Genomic DNA, 18273 nt, shown 5'->3' with positions numbered 1-18273 from the left:
GACACGATCCTGATCCTGATTAGGAACAACTTGCGGTTTGCCTCGCGGCGGGACATGGGCCTAGGCTCTCGGCATGTCCGCGCCGCGCATCACCGTAAAGGTCTTCCTCTACCGCATCACCCCGCAGATCTGGCGGAAGTTTTCGGTGCCGGCCTCCTTCAATTTCCTCCAGCTCAATGACGCGATCCAGGACGCCATGGGCTGGGAGAACAAGCACCCGCACGAATTCCGCCACGGCTCCGGCAAGAATCTGAAGGATGTGATCGGGCCCGTCGGCCTTGCCGACCAGGTGCCGCAGGGTGGTGAGTTCCAGGATGAGCTGAAGGTCACTATTGCCGAGTTCATCGGCAAGAAGCGCCTGCCGATGCGCCTGCTCTACCGCTACGACTTCGCGGAGGATTGGATCCACGAGGTGGTGCTGGAGAAGAAGGAAGACAGCGACCTGGAAGGCCCGATCATGATCGACGGGGCACGCGCTTGTCCGCCCGAGGATTTCGGTGGCGTCTTCCAGTATATGGAAGCGCTGCAGGGGCAGATTGGCTGGTACCGCGGCGAATACGATCCCGAGGCTTTCGACATCAAGGAAGTCGTGTTCGGCGGGAAGAAGCGGAATCCGAAGAAGCGGAAGCTGCGGTGAGTGAGTTGGAGGCCCGAATCAGCGATAGCTCCGGAAATGCGGAGGCTCTGCCCCGCAGGATGGGGCTTTGCTGCAGTCAGCCGGAAAGGTCTGCAGGATAGCGACGGCAGTATCCATTCAACCCGCGAGATCGATGGTTCCGTTCTGGATGCTTCTGCGGGCCGGAGGCTCCGCGCTCCCGGTCGCTTTCGCGTGTATCGCACCTCCTCACGGTGCCAGGGTGCTATTCAATCGCATGAAGCCCTTTCCGGGGCTCACCGGGATCTGTGCGCGCAGACGGCCATCGGTGCCGACGGTGGGAGCCGGGGCCAAGGTCGCGAAGGGTGTTGTTAGATTGGGTGACTGTTGCGCTTGCAAGGTGTAGCGCGTGGAGCTGGTGAGGCGCCGGGGGTAGGCCAGTTCCAAGGTGGTCCCGCCGTTGATCAGCGAGGTGCTGAGCAGGTTGGCATCGCGCAGAATTGGATTGAATCCGAGGGCGAATTCCATGCCTGCGTCGAGTCCATCGCCATCCGCGTCGGAATTTTCGGTGCCCCCTGTTAGGCCGAAGCCGGTCATCCAGTTGGCGAAAGTCATGTCGATCTCGGGGGCCGTCTTGCCCATCAGGCCACCGAGCATCTCGGTGGCCGTGAGCGGCGCGATGCCGGTATTGTAGCGCCGGTTGAAGGCGAGCACGATCTCGTTTGCGATCAAGGCCTGGGCATTCGTGTTCGGGTGGAAGTTCGCGCTGAACTCACCATTCAGCCACAGGAAGCCCTGGTTGCCATTGGCAGTGCCGGAGTTCGTCACTGGGATCCCGTGGATGCCGTAAGGCGTGGCGTTCAACATCGGCAGGGTAGGGGTGAAGATGTCCGCGAAGCCGGCGCCCTTTTGTACGGCCAAAGCCTCGAGCCGTCCGTTCAGCTCCTGCATCAGCGCGGTCACGCGGCCGGTCTTCACCGCATCGGTGGGGAAGTCGGTCTTGATGTCCGGGGTGATGCCGATGTGCGGCACCGCTACCACGACGATCTGGATGTTAGGCTTCAGCTGCTGGACCTTGTCGAGGATGGCAGTCGAGTCCGCGATGAAGTCGTCGACGAAAGTGCCGGCAGAGCCGCCATTGTAAACGGTCCCGTAGATGGTGCGGACGTCATTGCCACCGATGAAGAACACCAAGCGCTCCGCGCTGTTGGTGATCTGGTCGTTCATCTCCGTGAGGTTGAAGTCCGTGGTCTCGTTGAAGGAGGAGTACTTTGAGTCCAACGCGGTGGCAAGCGGAGCGAAGTCCGGATCTGCCGCAAGCAGCTCGAGGAAGGTCTTTTCGCCGAGCACGAATTGTCGCATCTCGTCCACCTTCAGTCCGGGGATCGCCCAGTTGTAGCGGTTGCGGAGGAGGAGAGTGTATTTCTGTCCGAAAATCGACCGGAAATCGAGAACGATGGGGATGCGGGTCCCTTGGTCGAAGGAGGCGTTGCGGTAGGTGGTCGAACTCAGGGTCTCGATCCAGTTGCGGACCGTGGCGGGCATGTTGTCGCCGTAGGTGCCGGTGAAGGGAATGGTGACCCGGAAGCAGAACTCACCTTCGTAGGCATAGGTCAGCGAATCCCCGAGCGTGACCACTTGGTCGGCGGCGAATGCGGAAGCCTGGAGCGCCAAGAGGACGGCCAAGGGGGGGAGTTTCATGGGGCTAGAGTCTTAGCGCATTTCCCGGAGGCGTCCAGCCCCGGCGCTGCGTGGAATCCGGGGCGAATCATCATCGACGCGGGGCTGCTTTTCCCCGAGCCTTCCGCCATGGCCCATATCGGCGAGCGCGCCACCCTGACCATTCTCCGTGAGCAACCTTTCGGACTTTTCCTCGATGCCGGGGACGAGCTCGGTGAGGTCCTGCTGCCGCGCCGCGAGATGCCGGTGAAGTGGCACATCGGCGGTGAAGTGGACGTCTTCCTCTATCACGACTCCGAGGACCGGCCGGTGGCGACGCTGAAGCACCCGAAGGCGATGCCGGGCGAGTTCGCCTACTTGGAATGTCTGCAGATCACCGGGGTGGGAGCCTTCCTCGATTGGGGGCTGCCGAAGGACTTGCTGCTGCCCTTCCGCGAGCAGAAGGAGCGGCTGGAAGTCGGCAAGTCCTACGTCGTCCACGTCCACGTCGATCATGCCAGCGGGCGGATTATCGCGACCCGGCGGCTCAACAAGTATCTCAACCAATCACCGGCAAACTACACGCCGGGGCAGGAGGTTTCGGTCGTGCTCTACGGCAAGACCGAGCTGGGCTACAAGGCGATCATCGAGGGCAAGCACAGCGGTGTGCTCTTCGGCAATGAGGTCTTCCGCCGCCTGCGTGCGGGGGAGAAGACCACGGCATACGTGGTCCAAGTCCGCCCGGACGGGAAGATCGATCTCTCGCTCTACGCGCCGGGTCGAGCCAAGGTGGACGATCTCGAGACACGGATCGAGGAAGAGCTCAAGCAACGCGGCGGCTTCTGGGCGCTCTGCGATTCGAGCCCTGCGGAGGAAATCCACAAGGCTCTAGGAGTGAGCAAAAAGGCCTTCAAGCAGGCGACCGGTGCTCTCTTCAAGAAGCGCCAGATCAGCATCGGTGACGATGGGATCCGGCTCACTGAATGATCACTCGATGATCACTTCCTCACTGTCCTGCGGATAGTGGAACTCGATGCGGAAGAAACCGCGATCCCCGGTGATCCGGTAGTAGCGCCCCGGTGGATCGCTGAAGCCGAGTCCGCCATCGGCGTCGGTATTGATCCACTTCATGAGATTGGAAGTACGGCGCATCTGGTAGATAAGCCATCTCCCAGTCCACGGCATTGTAATCGAAGATGCGGTTTGGAGAAAGGGGGCACGATCAGCGCTGAGTCAGTCGCCGCGGCGAGCATGACGGGGCGGGTCTGCAGTTCGGACAAGAGCGTGCCATCGGGATAGGCGCGCGAGACTTGGGAGTAGCCCCGGCAGGCGAGTCCTGCCACCAGCACTACGCAGGCCCGCAGGAAGCAGGGGATCAGTTTCATTTCAGCGTTTCCTAAATACGCCGCGGGCAGGCCCGTGTCGATCCTCCGCAGGGGGAGGGAGGGCCGCCGGTGACAGACTTCGCCGCCCTGCCGGGAAAGAAGGCCGGGCGCGGCTGCGTCCCTTTTGATCCGCTCCGATTCCATGAAACTTGCCACTGCCCTTGCCGTCCTCTTGCCCATGGCCGCTTTCGCTGCCGATGGCCCTTATCCGGTCGATCCCGCCTCGGTCCGTCAAGAGGGGGTGGCCAAGGGGGTGACGACCAAGTTCAGCTTCAAGGACAGCAAGGTCTACCCCGGTACGGAGCGCAGTTGCTGGCTGCACGTGCCCGCGCAGTATGATCCTGCCAAGCCAGCCTGTCTGATGGTCTTCCTGGATGGCGGCGGCTATGTGAATGAGAAGGGGGCGAACAAGATCCCCATCGTCTTCGACAACTTGATCGCCAAGGGCGAGATGCCGGTGACCATCGGCCTTTTCGTCGATCCCGGTGTGGTGCCGGCGCCGAATGGTGAGTCCCAGCCGCGCTTCAACCGCAGCTACGAGTATGACGCTTTCAGCGCGGACTACGCGAAGTTCCTGATCGAGGAGCTGCTGCCGGTGGTCACGAAGGACTACAACATCAGCAGCAATCCGGACCACCGCGCGATTTGCGGCGCTTCGTCCGGCGGGATCGCGGCCTTCAATGTTGCCTGGCAGCGGCCGGATGCCTTCCGCCGGGTGTATTCGATGATCGGTACCTTCGTGGGTCTACGGGGTGGGGATGAATTCGAGACCCTCGTTCGCAAGACCGAGCCCAAGCCGATGCGCGTATTCCTCCAGGATGGCTCGAACGACCAGAACATCTACTGCGGCGACTGGTGGATGGCCAACCAAGCGATGGAGCGGGCGCTGACCTTCTCCGGCTACGAGGTGAATCACCAGTGGGGCGAGGGTCCGCACTCCCATCAGCACGGCGGTGCAATCATGCCGGAAGTGCTGCGCTGGCTCTGGAAGGATTTCCCGAAGCCGGTGGCACTGAACTACGATGCCTGCCGTGGCCGGGCGAAGGAGATGCTGGTGCCGGGCGAGGACTGGCAACTCGTCAGCGAAGGCCACGGCTTTACCGAAGGCCCGATCACTGCCAACGACGGCAGTGTCTATTTCACCGACATCCCGCAGAACAAGATCCACCGCATCGCGCCGGATGGCTCGGTCACGGTCTTCATGGAGAACACCCAGGGCACCAATGGCCTTGCCTTCGGCCCGGATGGTCGCCTCTACGGCTGCCGCACGGGGAGTAGCGAGATCGTCTCATGGGACATCGCGAGCAAGGAGGAGAAGGTCCATGCCAAGGACATCAAGGGCAACGACCTGGTCGTCGCGAACGACGGCACGATCTACGCCACCGAGCCGGCGAAGAAGGCCGTGTGGGTCATTCGCCCCGGCCAGGACAAGGTGATGGGCACGGATCGTTGCAATGGTGTGAATGGGATCACGCTCACGCCGGACCAGACCCGCGTGGAGATCGCCGATCCCGGTGGTCGCTATGTATGGGATGCTGTGCGGACGGCCGATGGGTCGCTCACCTACGTTCAGCCCTATCACCATCTTCATCTGCCGCCCGCTGATCCCGATCCGCGGAGCCGCGCCGATGGGATGAAAGTTACGAAGGATGGGTGGCTGTTGGTTGCCACAGCGATGGGTATTCAGATCTGTGATCAGCCTGGACGGGTGAATCTCATCCTTCCGCCGCCAGCCGGTGCCCGCTACCCTTCGAACCTCTGCTTCGGCGGGCCGGATCTGCACACTCTCTATGTCACCGCCGGAGACAAGGTCTTCAAGCGGGTGACGAAGCTTACTGGTATCCGGCCTTGGGAGAAGCCGGTGATGCCGCCGAAGCCGGGGCTCTAATTCACTTTGCCGCGCGGATCGCCTCGATCCGCGCCTTGATCCACTTGCTCTCCGTTTCCAATTCGTTGGCGGCGTCGAAGCGTTGCAGCTTCTCGTAGCGCGCCACCGGATCGAAACGGATGGCGTAGTGGAGCTTTCTCAGGCACACCGGGCACAGCTCCATGGGCGTGAAGTCCGCTTCCTCGAGGCTGTTCGCCCCGTTCATGTTGCATTCGTAGTGGATGCAGTGCTCGATGCCGAACATGTGTCCCATTTCGTGGGTGAGAACTTTGGCCGCGCGACGAAGCACCAGCTTCTGCGTGCCCTCGTTTCCCTTCCCGCCGAACCATGCGGGGTGATAGCGGGCGAAGCTGAAGACGCCCACACGGTGACGCGTTGAGGCCTCACCGAAGACGAAATTCCAGCCTTCGTCCGGATACAGGTCCGTCATCGTCACCGCGAGCATCGCGTAGCAATCCCTCGGTAGCCGCTTCCTCATCCACTGCATGATGTCGCCAGTCTTCCACTGCTTCTTCTCGGACATCGTGTTGATCCGCTCCGTGGCGGGCACATCCTTGTCCTCCGCGGCAGGCAGCAGCACCACCTCCAGCGGCTGATAGTAAGCGGCGGTGTAGTCGCGCAGCAGGTTCAGGTCGGGCGAGATTGCCTTGTCGAAAGTGCCGATCGGCTGGATGTATAGCTTGGATCGGACCACATCGGGGATGTTCGGATGCGAATCGAAGTATTGGTCGTAGGTCTGGCCCGGTTCCTCGTGTTGCGCCAGCCAACCAAAGGTCCCGGGCGTCGACTTGGCTTGGAATTCGCCTGCGTCCGTGAACGTGCGCTGGAGCTTCGGGTCGAGCTTTGCGAGCGAGCCTACTGCCTTTTCGCGCTCTTGCTTGTTGGGAGGCTGAAAGACGGCGAAGGCCACGCCGCAGGTGATCAGCGGCAGGATAAAGGAAATCCGGATGGCGTGGCTCATGAGCCAGTAACGCGCATCCCAACCAAAATTTGGAGCTTTTTACTTCCTCCGCCCTCTCCCGCCGCCCTTGGCCTTCGGGTAGGCCACCTTCTGCCGTGGTGCCGTGGCTGCTTCGGTGCCGCCTTTCAGGGCTGCGATCTGGTCGCGGAGGTGCGCGGCGCGCTCGAATTCGAGCTTCGCTGAGGCATCGAGCATCTCCTTCTCCAGCTCGGCGAGCACGCGGACCTTGTCGTAGGTCTCCTCGTCGTCTGCCACCATCGAGCGGTTCAGCTTGTCGGCCTGCTCGCGTTGGTTCGAGTAGAGTGCCAGGCTCTCTTGGACCGCGCGCTTCACGCCTTGTGGGGTGATGCCGTGCGTTTCGTTGTGCTCCATCTGCCGGCTGCGGCGATACTCGGTCACGTTGATCAGCTGCTGGATGGAATCCGTGACCTCATCACAGAAGAGCACGCACTGGCCATTGATGTGGCGCGCGGCGCGGCCCGCGGTCTGAATCAGGCTGGTCTCGTTGCGCAGGAAGCCTTCCTTGTCGGCATCGAGAATGCAGACCAGGGAGACCTCCGGCAGGTCGAGTCCTTCGCGAAGCAGGTTGATGCCGACGAGGATATCGAAGGCCGCGGCACGGAGTTGCCGCAGGATCTCGACCCGTTCCACGGTGTCGATGTCCGCATGGAGGTAGCGCACCTTCAGGCCGGTGCCCTGCAGGTATTCCGCAAGATCCTCCGCGGTCTTCTTCGTCAGAGTCGTCACCAGCACCCGCTCACCTCTCTCGACACGCTGGCGGCAGAGTTCGATCGTCTCGTCGATCTGGCGCGCGAGTGGCCGCAGCACCAAGGTGGGATCTAACAAACCGGTCGGGCGGATGATCTGCTCCACTACCAGCGGGCGTCCCGGCTTGGTCGGATCGAAGGCGCTCACCGGTTCCGCATTGCCGCTGGGCGTCACCCGCAGCTTCTTGAGGTCGATGTGCGTGAAGCCCCGGTCATCGCCCCGGCCCTTCACCGGGATGTAGCGCTTGTTCTCCGGCCGCGAGTTCACGATCTCGAAGGGACCGGGAGTTGCGGAAACGTAGAGACGCTGGTTCGTCATCTGCATGAACTCGTCGAACTTCAGCGGCCGGTTGTCCAGCGCGCTCGGCAGGCGGAAGCCGTGATCGACCAGCACCGTCTTGCGGCTCTTGTCGCCCTCAAACATTCCGCCGATCTGCGGGATCGTCGCGTGACTCTCGTCGATCATCAGCAGGTAGTCCTTCGGGAAGAAATCCAGCAAGGTGTGGGGCCGCGATCCCGGCGGGCGTCCGGTCAGGTGCCGCGAGTAATTCTCGATCCCCTGGCAGAAGCCCATCTCCTGCATCATCTCGATGTCGTAGTCGGTGCGCATCCGCAGCCGCTGCGCTTCGATCAGCTTGCCCTCCTTCTCGAACCATGCCACGCGTTCCTCGGCCTCCTTGCGGATCTCGATGATGGCCTTCTTCATCTTGTCCCCCGGCGTCACGAACTGCTTCGCCGGGAAGAAGGTATGCTTGTCCACCCGGTCGATGGTCGCGCCAGTCAGCGTGTCGATCGTGGTGATCCGGTCGATCTCATCGCCGAAAAATTCCACCCGCACCGCCGTCTCATCCAGGTAGGCCGGATGCACTTCCACAACATCCCCGCGCACGCGAAACTTGCCGCGGCCGAAGGCGATGTCATTGCGCTCGAACAGGATCGCCACCAGCGATTGCAGCAAGTCGTCGCGGCGCAGCTGTTGGCCCACCCAGACCGGCACCATCATTCCCTCGTAGTCATCCGGCGAGCCCAAGCCGTAGATGCACGATACTGATGCGATCACGATCGTGTCCGGTCGCGTCAACAGCGAGCCCATCGACGACAGCCGCAGGCGCTCGATCTCATCATTGATCGAGGAATCCTTCTCGATGTAGGTATCCGTCCGCGGGATGTAGGCCTCAGGCTGGTAGTAGTCGAAATAGGAGACGAAGTACTCCACCGCGTTGTTCGGGAAGAAGTTCTTGAACTCCGAGTAGAGCTGCGCCGCCAGGGTCTTGTTGTGGCTCATGATCAGCGTCGGCTTGCCCAGCCGCGCGATCACATTCGCCATCGTGAAGGTCTTTCCCGAGCCCGTGACCCCCAGCAGCGTCTGGTGCGCGTTGCCGGCCTCCAGCGACTTCACCAGTTTCTCAATCGCCTGGGCCTGATCGCCCTGCGGATCGTATTCGCTGACCAATTGGAACGCCATCGGGCCCCTGTTCTAGACGCGGAAACCCCAGCCCGCAAGGGGGGCTTCCCGGCTATTTCCGGCTGCTCCGCATCGCCACGGTTTGCTCGATTCCCGGATCCTCCGCGAACTTTCGGTATTCCGGCGATCCCGCGGGATAAGCCGCGATTTTCCCCTTCTCGTCGAAATGGATGCCCCAGCCGTAGCGCTTGCCAAGTGCCGAGGTGCGCAGGCAGGGCAGGGGCTTCTGGCGCAGCCGCTCGCGGATCTCCGCCTTGCTTTCCACGCCCGGTGACTCGCGGCGCAGTTCACCCTCCACGATCAAATCCTCGTGCCCCAGCTTGTAGGGCTTCGCCCGCAGCAGCTCCAGGTGGATCAGGTGCACCGGCTTCTTGCCGTCGCGTGCCGGAGGTTCGATGCCCTCGCTCTCCGGGCAGTCCGGCGCGATCCGGATGAAGGTATTGCGGAAGCTCGTCACTGTGGCGAAAGTTGCTCGCGCCGCTGCGCCTGCCACGCGATCACCCAGGGCCGGATCCTCACTAGGTCGGGATCATCCTTCGCCATCTTCAGGTAGAGATCCACGTCCTCCTCAGTCGCTTTTACAAGGCGCTCGCGAGCTTCTTCCTCGCGGCCATCGACGCAGGCATAGCAGGCGAGGTTGTAGTGAATCAGCGAATGCTTCGGATGAAACTCCAGAGCCTTGCACAAAGTTTCCTCCGCCTTGGTGAGCGATGCGGAGCGGCGCAGTGCATAGCCCGCCTGGATCCACCACGCGACATCGCTGGCTTCCGTTTCCAACTTCGGCACGCAGATTTCCGCGGCCTCGGCCCAGCGCTTCATCCGGAAGTAAGCGTCTACCCGGAGATGGAGGATCAGCGATTCCTGCCTGAGCGGGGGTGGCAAATCATCGAGTTCCGACAACGCTTCTTCCGCGAGACCGAGTTCGAGAAAACCAGTCGCGCGCTGGACGGCTGCGTCGCTTTCGTAGCTCACAATTGGAGAGATAGCATCTCCGCCGTTTTGGCAAAGGTTAGATCTCAGCTGATAGAAACTCCGCCGCCCGTTGCTCCGACCAATACTCGCGGCCCTGTGTGCTGAAGCCCACGTGGCCGCCGTCCTCCGGTACTTCCAAGTGGAAGCATTCACTCGCCTCGGCCTCCTCGCGGGGAAAGCATCCCGGCCCGAGAAAGGGATCATTGGCCGCATTCACGAGCAGTGCGGGAATCTTGATCCGCGGCAGGAAGGGGCGGGAACTCGCTCGCGCCCAATAGTCTTCCGCATCGCGGAAGCCATGCAGCGGGGCGGTGAAGCGATTGTCGAACTGTCGGAAGTTGCGAATTGCACCAATACCCTGCAGGTCGATCTGCTCCGGAAAGCTTGGTTTCTTCGCCACCAGCTTTTGCCGCAGGCTGCGCAGGAAACGCTCCATGTAGAGCAATTGGTTCACGCGGGCTGAGAGCCGCACCGAGGAACACGCGAGATCGCAGGGCACGGAAAAAGCGACCGCCCGGTGGAGGCGTGGGTGGGCCTCGCGTTCGCCCAGATACTTGAGGGTCATATTCCCGCCGAGGCTGAAGCCGACGAGGTCGACCTGCTCTGCAGGATGCACCTTGAGCGCGTGCTCCACCACCTCATGCAAGTCATGCGAGGCGCCGCTGTGGTAGAAGGGTAGAAGGCGGTTCATCTCACCGCTGCAGCCGCGGTAGTTCCAAGCCAGGATGTCCCAGCCGCGGGCGATGAGAGCCGTCGCCATGCCTTGGATGTAGGGGGCCTGCGAGCTCGCCTCGAGCCCGTGCGAGAGGATTGCGAGCTTCCCGCGCCCCGCGCTGGCCCAGTCGAGATCCAGGAAGTCGCCGTCTGCCAATTCCAGTCGTTCGCGCCGCCGGGTCACCCGTGGCACCCGCCGGAAGAGTGCCGGGTGAATGGTCTGCAAGTGCCCGCCTCGCAGGAATGCGGGAGCGCGGTAGGCAGATGACATCAGCGGCACGGCGGGGAAACTAGAGCGAGCCATCCCTCCCGGCAAGGGCGGGAGCTACGCACGCCGCGGGCTTGCCTCACCGCGGTATCCCCGCCATCCATTTCACATGGATTTTGTGCTTCATCCCCGGCTTGCCGCAGGCGGCTTCGATCTCGGCATCCGGCAGCGCTGCCACATCCTGCTGAAGAACAACGCGGTCTTCCCGTGGATCATCATCGTGCCCGAGGTGGAGGAGGGGATCGAAGACCTTCACCAGCTCAGCCTTGAGCGCTATCAGGAAGTTACCGGCGTGATCCGAGAGGTCTCGCAATTCGTCGCGCACCACTTCCAGCCGGACAAGCTGAACGTCGCCTGTATCGGCAATCAGGTCCGGCAGATGCATATCCACGTCGTTGGCCGCTCGCCGGAGGATCCAGCATGGCCCGGGGTGGTGTGGTCCTACGAGGGCAAGGAAGCCTACGCTGCCGAAGCCGTGGAGGAGATCCGCAAGGCCTGGTATGCTTGGCTTGCTTGAGTGAGGTCAGGGCACCACCGCGTAGTCTTCCGGCGGGCGACAGTCGCGCATCATGTACTGCCGCATGAACTTCACGAGTCCGCGGCTGTATTTGCGCCGCGTAAAGGCCCCGGAGGCCATCGAGGCGATGTGCTTGGTCATGTGCCGCTCGATGAATCCGATCCCCGGCCAGCCTTTGAATTTCTCGGAGAACTTGGTGCCGGTCTCGTAGAGCGAGAAGATGCCGCCATCGTAGAAATGACGGATCAGCTCGCGCCAGCTCTCGTGCCAATCGTGCAGCTCTGCCTCTGCCATCGCGAAGCCTGCCGCGATCTCCTCCGGCTTATCCAACACTTCCGTGCCCTTGCTGAAGACGTGCTCCTCGAACAAGCGCGCGGACTCCAGCGCCATGAACAGGCCGGGTGATAGCATCGGATCGACGAAACCGAAGGAGTCCCCGCAGGCCGCCCAGCCCGGGCCATGGCCCCGGTCGGAGACGAGCTGGTAGTTGGTGTAGGTCATCACCGGAGTGACCCGCCGCGCGTCCTTCGCGTGATCCATCAGCAGCGGCTCGTGTTTCAGAGCGTAGTCGAGGCGCTCCTCCGGCGTGCTGCCCCAGCCTTTCACCGCGTCCTTGTGGACGACGATGCCGACCGAGAGCCGCCCGGGCAGCGGGATGCGCCAGCTCCAGCCGTGATCGAGGATGGTGATCACCACCTGTCCCTCCGGTGGAAAGTCGTGGCGGAAGTTCTCGAAATGCGCGAAGTAGGCAACGTCACTGCGCTCACCGGTCTTCGAACCGATCCCGAGTGCGCGGGCAAAGGTCCGGGCCCGTCCGGTGGCATCGATCAAAAGCTTCGGATGTTCTGTTAGGCCGGCCTTTTCCAGGGTCTCTGCGGTGAGTTGGATCTCGCGGGTCTCATTGCCTTTCTCCACTGCGGCGCGCTGCTTCACGAAGCAGACGCCAAGCTCCTCTGCGCGTTCACGCAGGGTGTCGTCGAATTGCGGCCGCGGGATATTGTAGGCGTAGGCGGGCAGCCACTTTGCGATCGGCCCGAAATTGAAATCGATCCGCGTCCCGTGGCGGTGCAGGAAGCTCACACCTGGCTTGTGCTGGGAGAAGGCTTTTACCCGATCCTCGATTCCCAGTCGCCGCATTACCGGCACTGTGGCGGGGACCAGCGATTCACCCACGAGGAGCTCCGGGCGTTTCTCGTCGTCGAAGACCAGCACCTTGAAACCACGCTGAGCGAGCAGCGCGGCCAGCGTAGAACCTGCGGGACCGGCTCCGAGAATGGCGAGATCGGGTGTCATCAGATGGCGCCGCCATGTTGCCCCATCCGCGCCGGAGCGAAACTGAAAATCCGCTAGTCCCACTTAATCCTCTCAAAAATCGCCCGCAGTTTTTCGCCCTTTCCGGGATGGATGAATCCGACCCATGCCAGCTTGCCCTGCAAATGTGCCCGGAAATCCTCATGCTCCCCACGATTTTGCGAAGCTGGCCCGAAGTTCGCGCAATTGGTCAAAATCGCTTTCAGCCGGTCAAAGTCCCGCCGTCCGATGTTCGGCTTTTCATTCAAGACCAGCCCCGCGGCGTGCTGCCTCTGGCCCTGGCGCTGGACCCGTGTCTTGCGATGATTCGGGAGGAATCCTTCTTCTAACAAGATTGCAGCTACCTTCACCCGAAAGCGTTCCGCGCCGCGTGCGAAATCCTCTCCTCCGGAAAAGAGCAGATCATCCGCGTAGCGTGTGTATTCCGCCCTGCAGCACTCCGCCAGCCGGGCCAAGCGGCAATCCAGTGTGAAGGCGGCTAGATTCGCCAGCGCCGGTGAGGTCGGCGAACCCTGTGGTAGATGCGGCGTTGCCAAGCGTCGGCGCTGTGCCCATGGCAGGGACTGATCCGCGAGCGCTTCAGTTGGCGTTGCATGTGTCGTCAGTCGCGTCAAAGCCCGGGCCACGTTCTCCGGGTAACCTGCGGTGAGGAAGATCCTCAGGATCCGCGTCGAGGTGATCGAAGGAAAGAAATCCTCGAGGTCGAAGCGGATCAGCACGTCTTTCCCCACATGTGGTGCCACGAAGTCACGGATCGAGGTTCCAGGCCGGAAGCCTCGCGCGGCCTCATGCGGAGGGATGGATCCAAGGATGCGCTCCAGGACTCGGCGCTGTGCCAATTTCAACAGCGGCTTCGGGCTTTCGATCAAGCGCCAGCCGCCATGCGCCTTCGCGTGCCAGCGGTGGGAATAGTGTTCCGCCTGCCCATAGGCCGTCAGCCAGCCGAGGTCGTCCGCATGTAGTCCTAACAGCTCAGCCAGTTCTCCCGTGCAGGCGATCCCCGGCAGCTTCCATGACCGGGGAGCTCCCGGTGCCGGTGCCATCTGTGGCTCGACGATCGCTGGCAGAATCCGTCCATGCCCAAGCGACCATGCCTTCGCATAGGGCCCGTGATTGCCGATTCGCTCTGCCAGCTCCCGGGCTGTCGGCCGTGGTCTTACACCGAATTCCTGCACCAGCACCTTCGCCAGTGAATCCAGCCAGCGTGCCTTCCGGGGATCACCCACCAGCGGCAGAGTCCTCGCAGCCATCGCAACACGATCATCCAGCGGCCCGGCGAGCAGGGCTGTCGCCAGACGTAGGATGTGATGGGCACGAGCGGACACAAGGGTAAGAAAGAGAATGACGAACGCGGAAGGCCCGTGCTCCAACGCGTCCTGTCTGGCTTGGGCAATTTCACGCGGCAGCGTGACGTGGCCCTTGCCTCGTGATGCTTGGTATTCCGATCCCCCGGGGTAACCCCGGAGAGGCCGCATGGAACGAGTCCAACACGACCGGCTTGGAGGCGAGCCTCCCGCAGTTCGTCGATCGCGAAGCTAGCAAGCCCTCTCAGAACGACAACGCTGTTCCATCGCAGCGATCAGCCCCGCTTCAACTTCCCCGAAGCCGTCAGCGGCAACTCCTCCACCATCTTGAACTGCATCGGCACTTTGTAGGCCGAGAGCACCTGCTTGCAAAAGCGCTGCAACTCCACCGGCTTTGGCGGGGCGGTGGCATCCGCCGGGATGATCTCCGCCACCGGAACCTGTCCCATCTGCGGGTGCTCGCGCCCGAGCACCCGGCTGCGTTTCACGGCGGGATGTTCATTCAGGACCCGCTCCACCTCTTCCGGAAACACCTTCATCCCGGCCACGTTGATCACCGACTTCTTCCGTCCCATCAGGAAGAGGTCGCCCTCGGCATCGCGACGCACCAAGTCACCGCTCGCAAACCAGCCATCTACTGAAGGATCCGCATTCCAGGGCACGAGGTAAGCATCCAGCAGGCCCGGTCCGCGCACATGAAATTCTCCCGCCTCGCCCTCCGCCACTGGAGAGCCTGCTTCGTCTAACAATGCGACCTCGTAAGCGGACATCGGCCGGCCCAGTGCTTCGGGCTTTTCCCGCGCGGACTCTATATTGAGCACTGACAGGCCCACCTCGATGATCCCGAGTCCCTGGGTCAAGGGCTTGCCGAAGCGCGCGTCAAAAGCCCGTGCCGTCGCCTCAGGCAGGGCTGCCGCGGTTGCCACCGCCAAACGCAGCGAGGGCCACATGAAGTCACCGCGATCTCCCGAGAGCATCGCGAAGTGGAAGGGCGAGCCGTAGATCACCGTCGCTTCACTGCGATCCGCCGTGGCCAGCACATCCTCCCGCAGAGGCGAGTTCTCCAGCACCGTCGTCGCCCCGAAGTAGAGATAGAGCACGATCGAGACTGCGAAGTGATGCGCCATTGGCAGCATCCACAGCACCCGGTCTTCGGGGCCGATCTTCAACCCTTCATTCGCAGCGCTGATCCGCGCCAGTAGGGTCTCGTGCGACAGCACCACGCCCTTGCTCGTCCCGGTCGTCCCGGAGCTGAAGCGGATGAAGGCGGGATTCAGCTTCTGGAATTCCTCTTCGGGAAAGCGTGGCGTGGCGGGGCGGCACAGGTGTAGTTTCCAGCTCACCCCGATGCTGGTGTGCTCCGCGATGACATCCTCCGGTCCGTGCCAGGGCAAATCCCCCGCCGCCAGGATCAGGTCCAGCGAGGTCGTGTCCGCGATCTCCGAGCGCTCCGCGTCTCTCAGTTCCTCCGCCAGCGGCACCAGGCAGGCCCCGCCTAACAGAATACCCATCGACAGGACGATGTAGCTGAGTCCGTTCGGGCACTGCAGCCCGATCCGTGGAATCCGGCCGAAGCGATTGTGCGCCTTCAGCAGCTCCGCGATCCGCCGCGCCTCGCCGAACAGGTCGCCATAGCTCGCGCGCGTATCCCCGCTGACGATCGCGATCGTGGCGGGATCGTGGCGGTGGGCGATTTCTTCGATCAGATTCACGGCGGCGGCAGCTCGGCTCCCAAGTCTTCGCTCAGGGTCTGCTTCAGCAACTCCAATTCCAGCGGCGAAAGGCAGCCTTCCTTCCACGAGAGGGTCATGGTGAGGCAATCCGCGTGCTGGGAGAAGAAGATTCCGATCCCCGGCGGCGAGCTTACCGAGGGCACATGATACCCGTTCACGATCCGGCTGCCGAAAATGCTGTCCGCTCCCGGCAGGAATTCCCCGGTGTGCGAGTGGAACAAGCTGCAGATTTCCCCGCGCATGTAAACGAAGGCCGGCAGGTTGTAGAAGCGCGAGGGGCAGCGCTCCATCATCCGCATCAGCGCCTGCATCGCGGCAGGCAGCTTGCGGCGCATGAAGTCGGCATACTTGCGGTAGAGTGCCTTGGATGAGGTCTTGAGATCCACCAGCTCGCCGGGCTCGAGCAGCACCGTGTAAGGTGACATGTGGTTGCAGAAGAGCGGGCGCTTTGCCGGGTCGCTCTGGCGCTGCACCGGCAGGGTCAGCAGGATCGATACCGGTTCATCCGGATGCCGCGCCGCAATCACCGATTGCACCGCCCGTGCCGCGCAAGCTGCAAAGTACGGCAGCAATAGTAATTCACCCGCGGTTTGTGCCATCTTCGCCCGGATCGCGGCGGTGGCCTCCGGTCCGAACTTTGCGAGGAGGAAACGGCTCTCGCCCGGCCGCGTGCCCTTGCGGTGCAGCGAGCGGATCTTCCACCGCGGGAAGCGCCGCATCTCCTCGATCATCGGTTTCGCCTGCTGGTAGAGCTGCGAGATTGGCGAGGCAGGCGCTTCGTCTGCCGCTCCGGTCACCGGCACCGAGACCCCCGCGAGCAACTGCAGGAATTTCGTCATCCCCACCGCGTCGAGCAGCGAGTGGCTCCACACCAGCACGAAGGTCCAGCGGGTGGGGGAATTCACCACCACATGGAAAACCAGATTCGGTCCCGCCGAGTAGATGTCGATCTCACGGCTGTTCAGTTGCAGCGCGAGCCACTCATTCAGGCTGGAGATTTCCTCGCCCTCGGCGGCCACTCCCGGCAGGTGCCAGACGTGCACCGGCACTGCTGCCGGGCTGACCTCGTCCGTCCGCCACTTGGCCAGCCAATCGCCGCCTCGCGCATTCCGTGCGTGCAGGATCGGATACTGGCGGCCCACTTCATCCGCAGTTCTGCGGATCGTGGCCAGATCGGGCGCGCCAGCGCATTCCAGCACCGTCGTGGCCACATGCCGGCCTTGGCCGGTCCGCCGCATCAGGCTCTCCAGACCTAACAAAAATCCATCGCTGCTGCTGGTTCGCAGCGGTTTGGCGGATGGGAGTTCGACCGGCACCACGCAAAAAGAAAAATCAAGGGGTTGCCGTGCCCTTCTTTTCCGCCACCAGGGCGGCGATCTTTTCCGCGGTCGAGAAATTCTCCCGCGAGAGGTCGGCCGGGTCCATCGCCACCCCGAAGCGATCCTCGATCGCCAGCAGCAACTGCATGATCCCCATCGAGTCCAGCCCAGCAGCGAAAAGATCGCTCTGCGGCGCCAAGGGCTCCGTGGTGTCCAGGATTTCGCTGCGGATGAGTTCGATCAGGTCTTGTTCCATGCGGCCCGCCGGACCATAGGCAGATCGCCGGGCGGTTCAACCTTTCGCTTCAGTCCTTGTCTGGACCTTTTGGCCCGAGGTCCGCCCCTACTTCCCGGCCACCAGCGGGTTCGCGGTCACCGCGTCGCCCTCCTTGATCATGGCGTTCAGGCTCACGATCACCTGGCTCTCCGGCGTCAGGGACGCGGAAGTCATCTCCATGTTCGGCCCGAGGTTCCGCCCCGGCAGCACGTCGACGAATTTGATCTTGCCCTGGTCCACCACCGCCACCAGCGACTTGCCCTCGCGCAGCACCAGCGCGTTGTTCGGCAGCAGGTAGGTTCCCGGTGCCGGTGCCAACTTGAAGGCCGCCGTGCCGGTCAGGCCGGCTGGCAGCGTGAAATCCGCATTATCCAAGAGCAGCTCCACCCGCATCGTGCCGCTGCCGGTATCGAAGGCATTGCTGGCGCGGGAGACCTTTGCCGGGAATTGCCGGCCCGGCAGCTCCGGGAAGCGCAGCTGTGCCTCGGTGTCCGCCTTCAGGCGCAGCGCCACATCCGGCGTGGCCGCCACCGCGAAGCGCAGCTCGTTGATCCGCGCCAGTTGGAAGGCCCATTCCGCCGTGGTGGCCGAGTCGCCGCGCACGAAATCGCCGCGATCGATCCGCCGCGCCAGCACCGTGCCCCGGAAGGGCGCCTTGACCGTTGAGAACTTCTGCAGCTCCTCCAGCCGCCCGACCTCCGCCTTGGCCATCCGCACCGCCGCTTCCAGCTCCGCGGCCGAGGCCTCGCGCTGCTCGGAAAGCTCCTGCGACACGGCCTTGGCCTCCGCCAGCCCGGCCGAGCGCTTGGCCGTGCTGCGCGCGATGTCCGCCTTGGCGACCGCTTGGTCCACCGCCGCCCGTGCCGACTCCAGTTGGCGGTCGATTTCCGGCGTGTCGATCACTGCCAGCGTGTCGCCTTCCTTCACCCGGTCGCCGATGTCCACGGGGCGCTCCTTCACGGTGCCGGTCGCGCGCGAGAAAATCCGTGCCTGCTCGATCGGCTCGGTGCGGCCGGGCAGCTCGAAGCTGCGCGTGGCCTCGGCCGGCTTCGGCAGCACCGTGCGAACCGTGGCGGCTTCTTGGGCGACAGCGGTCGCGACCAGAAAAAGGGGAAGCAAACGTGGGATCATGATGGAA

17 protein-coding genes are annotated in these 18273 nt (G+C 62.9%); 4 read left to right on the top strand and 13 right to left on the bottom strand.

Annotation, left to right across the window (positions count from 1 at the left end; genetic code table 11):
• Positions 1–73: 73 nt before the first annotated feature.
• Complete coding sequence (locus BV071_RS12830; protein ID WP_052573279.1) at positions 74–637, top strand: plasmid pRiA4b ORF-3 family protein; 564 nt, start codon at positions 74–76, stop codon at positions 635–637.
• Positions 638–844: 207 nt separating this feature from the next.
• Here BV071_RS12830 and BV071_RS12825 read toward each other — a convergent pair whose 3' ends face one another.
• On the bottom strand, positions 845–2296 hold the full coding sequence (locus tag BV071_RS12825; RefSeq protein WP_035607437.1) for an SGNH/GDSL hydrolase family protein: 1452 nt from the start codon (positions 2294–2296) through the stop codon (positions 845–847).
• 108 nt (positions 2297–2404) lie between these two features.
• On the opposite strand from BV071_RS12825, the gene BV071_RS12820 reads away from it, so the two are divergent.
• Entirely contained in the window at positions 2405–3241 is an 837-nt protein-coding gene (locus BV071_RS12820; protein WP_035607434.1) for a S1-like domain-containing RNA-binding protein, read from the top strand.
• Here the strand turns inward: BV071_RS12820 and BV071_RS35365 are convergent, their stop codons facing one another.
• The gene (locus BV071_RS35365; RefSeq protein WP_265594379.1) at positions 3242–3406 is read right to left on the bottom strand and encodes a hypothetical protein; all 165 of its coding nucleotides are present in this window, start codon (positions 3404–3406) and stop codon (positions 3242–3244) included.
• Between the two features lie 375 nt (positions 3407–3781).
• On the opposite strand from BV071_RS35365, the gene BV071_RS12815 reads away from it, so the two are divergent.
• Positions 3782–5527 (top strand): SMP-30/gluconolactonase/LRE family protein, encoded by a 1746-nt coding sequence (locus BV071_RS12815; protein ID WP_035607431.1) that lies wholly within the window; start codon positions 3782–3784, stop codon positions 5525–5527.
• Position 5528: 1 nt separating this feature from the next.
• On the opposite strand, the gene BV071_RS32885 is transcribed toward BV071_RS12815, so the two are convergent.
• From BV071_RS32885 to BV071_RS12790, 5 genes are read right to left on the bottom strand one after another with little or no spacing between them, the layout of a single operon-like run.
• Positions 5529–6488, bottom strand: coding sequence for an archaemetzincin (locus tag BV071_RS32885; RefSeq protein ID WP_052573277.1), 960 nt, complete (start codon positions 6486–6488; stop codon positions 5529–5531).
• Between the two features lie 39 nt (positions 6489–6527).
• Positions 6528–8720, bottom strand: coding sequence for an excinuclease ABC subunit UvrB (locus BV071_RS12805; RefSeq protein ID WP_035607428.1), 2193 nt, complete (start codon positions 8718–8720; stop codon positions 6528–6530).
• Between the two features lie 52 nt (positions 8721–8772).
• On the bottom strand, positions 8773–9177 hold the full coding sequence (locus tag BV071_RS12800) for a DUF6157 family protein (RefSeq protein ID WP_035607427.1): 405 nt from the start codon (positions 9175–9177) through the stop codon (positions 8773–8775).
• A complete protein-coding gene (locus tag BV071_RS12795; RefSeq protein ID WP_035607425.1) occupies positions 9174–9692 on the bottom strand; it encodes a tetratricopeptide repeat protein in 519 nt (172 codons plus the stop codon). The genes BV071_RS12800 and BV071_RS12795 overlap by 4 nt, the downstream gene beginning before the upstream one ends.
• A 37-nt stretch (positions 9693–9729) precedes the next feature.
• Complete coding sequence (locus BV071_RS12790; RefSeq protein ID WP_265594378.1) at positions 9730–10710, bottom strand: alpha/beta fold hydrolase; 981 nt, start codon at positions 10708–10710, stop codon at positions 9730–9732.
• A 73-nt stretch (positions 10711–10783) separates the two neighbouring features.
• Between BV071_RS12790 and BV071_RS12785 the strand changes: the two genes are divergently transcribed.
• The gene (locus tag BV071_RS12785; protein ID WP_035607421.1) at positions 10784–11191 is read left to right on the top strand and encodes an HIT domain-containing protein; all 408 of its coding nucleotides are present in this window, start codon (positions 10784–10786) and stop codon (positions 11189–11191) included.
• 6 nt (positions 11192–11197) lie between these two features.
• Here the strand turns inward: BV071_RS12785 and BV071_RS12780 are convergent, their stop codons facing one another.
• The 6 genes from BV071_RS12780 to BV071_RS12755 form a co-directional block, all read right to left on the bottom strand.
• Positions 11198–12484, bottom strand: coding sequence for an NAD(P)/FAD-dependent oxidoreductase (locus tag BV071_RS12780; protein WP_035607419.1), 1287 nt, complete (start codon positions 12482–12484; stop codon positions 11198–11200).
• A 53-nt stretch (positions 12485–12537) separates the two neighbouring features.
• The gene (locus BV071_RS12775) at positions 12538–13827 is read right to left on the bottom strand and encodes a reverse transcriptase family protein (RefSeq protein ID WP_035607682.1); all 1290 of its coding nucleotides are present in this window, start codon (positions 13825–13827) and stop codon (positions 12538–12540) included.
• A 254-nt stretch (positions 13828–14081) separates the two neighbouring features.
• Positions 14082–15518 (bottom strand): class I adenylate-forming enzyme family protein, encoded by a 1437-nt coding sequence (locus tag BV071_RS12770; RefSeq protein ID WP_035607416.1) that lies wholly within the window; start codon positions 15516–15518, stop codon positions 14082–14084.
• Positions 15515–16855 (bottom strand): hypothetical protein, encoded by a 1341-nt coding sequence (locus BV071_RS12765; protein WP_265594377.1) that lies wholly within the window; start codon positions 16853–16855, stop codon positions 15515–15517. Before BV071_RS12765 ends, BV071_RS12770 begins: the two co-directional genes overlap by 4 nt.
• A gap of 16 nt (positions 16856–16871) precedes the next feature.
• Entirely contained in the window at positions 16872–17114 is a 243-nt protein-coding gene (locus BV071_RS12760) for a phosphopantetheine-binding protein (protein WP_035607410.1), read from the bottom strand.
• 87 nt (positions 17115–17201) lie between these two features.
• Positions 17202–18266 carry an efflux RND transporter periplasmic adaptor subunit gene (locus BV071_RS12755; RefSeq protein WP_035607407.1) on the bottom strand — a complete coding sequence of 355 codons (1065 nt, stop codon included), beginning with the start codon at positions 18264–18266 and terminating at the stop codon, positions 17202–17204.
• Positions 18267–18273: the final 7 nt, after the last annotated feature.

Origin of the sequence: Haloferula sp. BvORR071 (assembly GCF_000739615.1) — a bacterium.
Lineage (GTDB): Bacteria > Verrucomicrobiota > Verrucomicrobiia > Verrucomicrobiales > Akkermansiaceae > Haloferula.
Note: the sequence above shows the minus strand (reverse complement) of the source record. Positions and strands in the feature narration are given on the sequence as shown.

Bases quoted from the DNA above. Each gene is read 5' to 3' on its own strand.
- BV071_RS12830 (WP_052573279.1), top strand. From the start codon at position 74: ATGTCCGCGCCGCGCATCACCGTAAAGGTCTTCCTCTACCGCATCACC.
- BV071_RS12825 (WP_035607437.1), bottom strand. From the start codon at position 2,296: ATGAAACTCCCCCCCTTGGCCGTCCTCTTGGCGCTCCAGGCTTCCGCA.
- BV071_RS12820 (WP_035607434.1), top strand. From the start codon at position 2,405: ATGGCCCATATCGGCGAGCGCGCCACCCTGACCATTCTCCGTGAGCAA.
- BV071_RS35365 (WP_265594379.1), bottom strand. From the start codon at position 3,406: ATGCGCCGTACTTCCAATCTCATGAAGTGGATCAATACCGACGCCGAT.
- BV071_RS12815 (WP_035607431.1), top strand. From the start codon at position 3,782: ATGAAACTTGCCACTGCCCTTGCCGTCCTCTTGCCCATGGCCGCTTTC.
- BV071_RS32885 (WP_052573277.1), bottom strand. From the start codon at position 6,488: ATGAGCCACGCCATCCGGATTTCCTTTATCCTGCCGCTGATCACCTGC.
- BV071_RS12805 (WP_035607428.1), bottom strand. From the start codon at position 8,720: ATGGCGTTCCAATTGGTCAGCGAATACGATCCGCAGGGCGATCAGGCC.
- BV071_RS12790 (WP_265594378.1), bottom strand. From the start codon at position 10,710: ATGGCTCGCTCTAGTTTCCCCGCCGTGCCGCTGATGTCATCTGCCTAC.
- BV071_RS12785 (WP_035607421.1), top strand. From the start codon at position 10,784: ATGGATTTTGTGCTTCATCCCCGGCTTGCCGCAGGCGGCTTCGATCTC.
- BV071_RS12780 (WP_035607419.1), bottom strand. From the start codon at position 12,484: ATGACACCCGATCTCGCCATTCTCGGAGCCGGTCCCGCAGGTTCTACG.
- BV071_RS12760 (WP_035607410.1), bottom strand. From the start codon at position 17,114: ATGGAACAAGACCTGATCGAACTCATCCGCAGCGAAATCCTGGACACC.
- BV071_RS12755 (WP_035607407.1), bottom strand. From the start codon at position 18,266: ATGATCCCACGTTTGCTTCCCCTTTTTCTGGTCGCGACCGCTGTCGCC.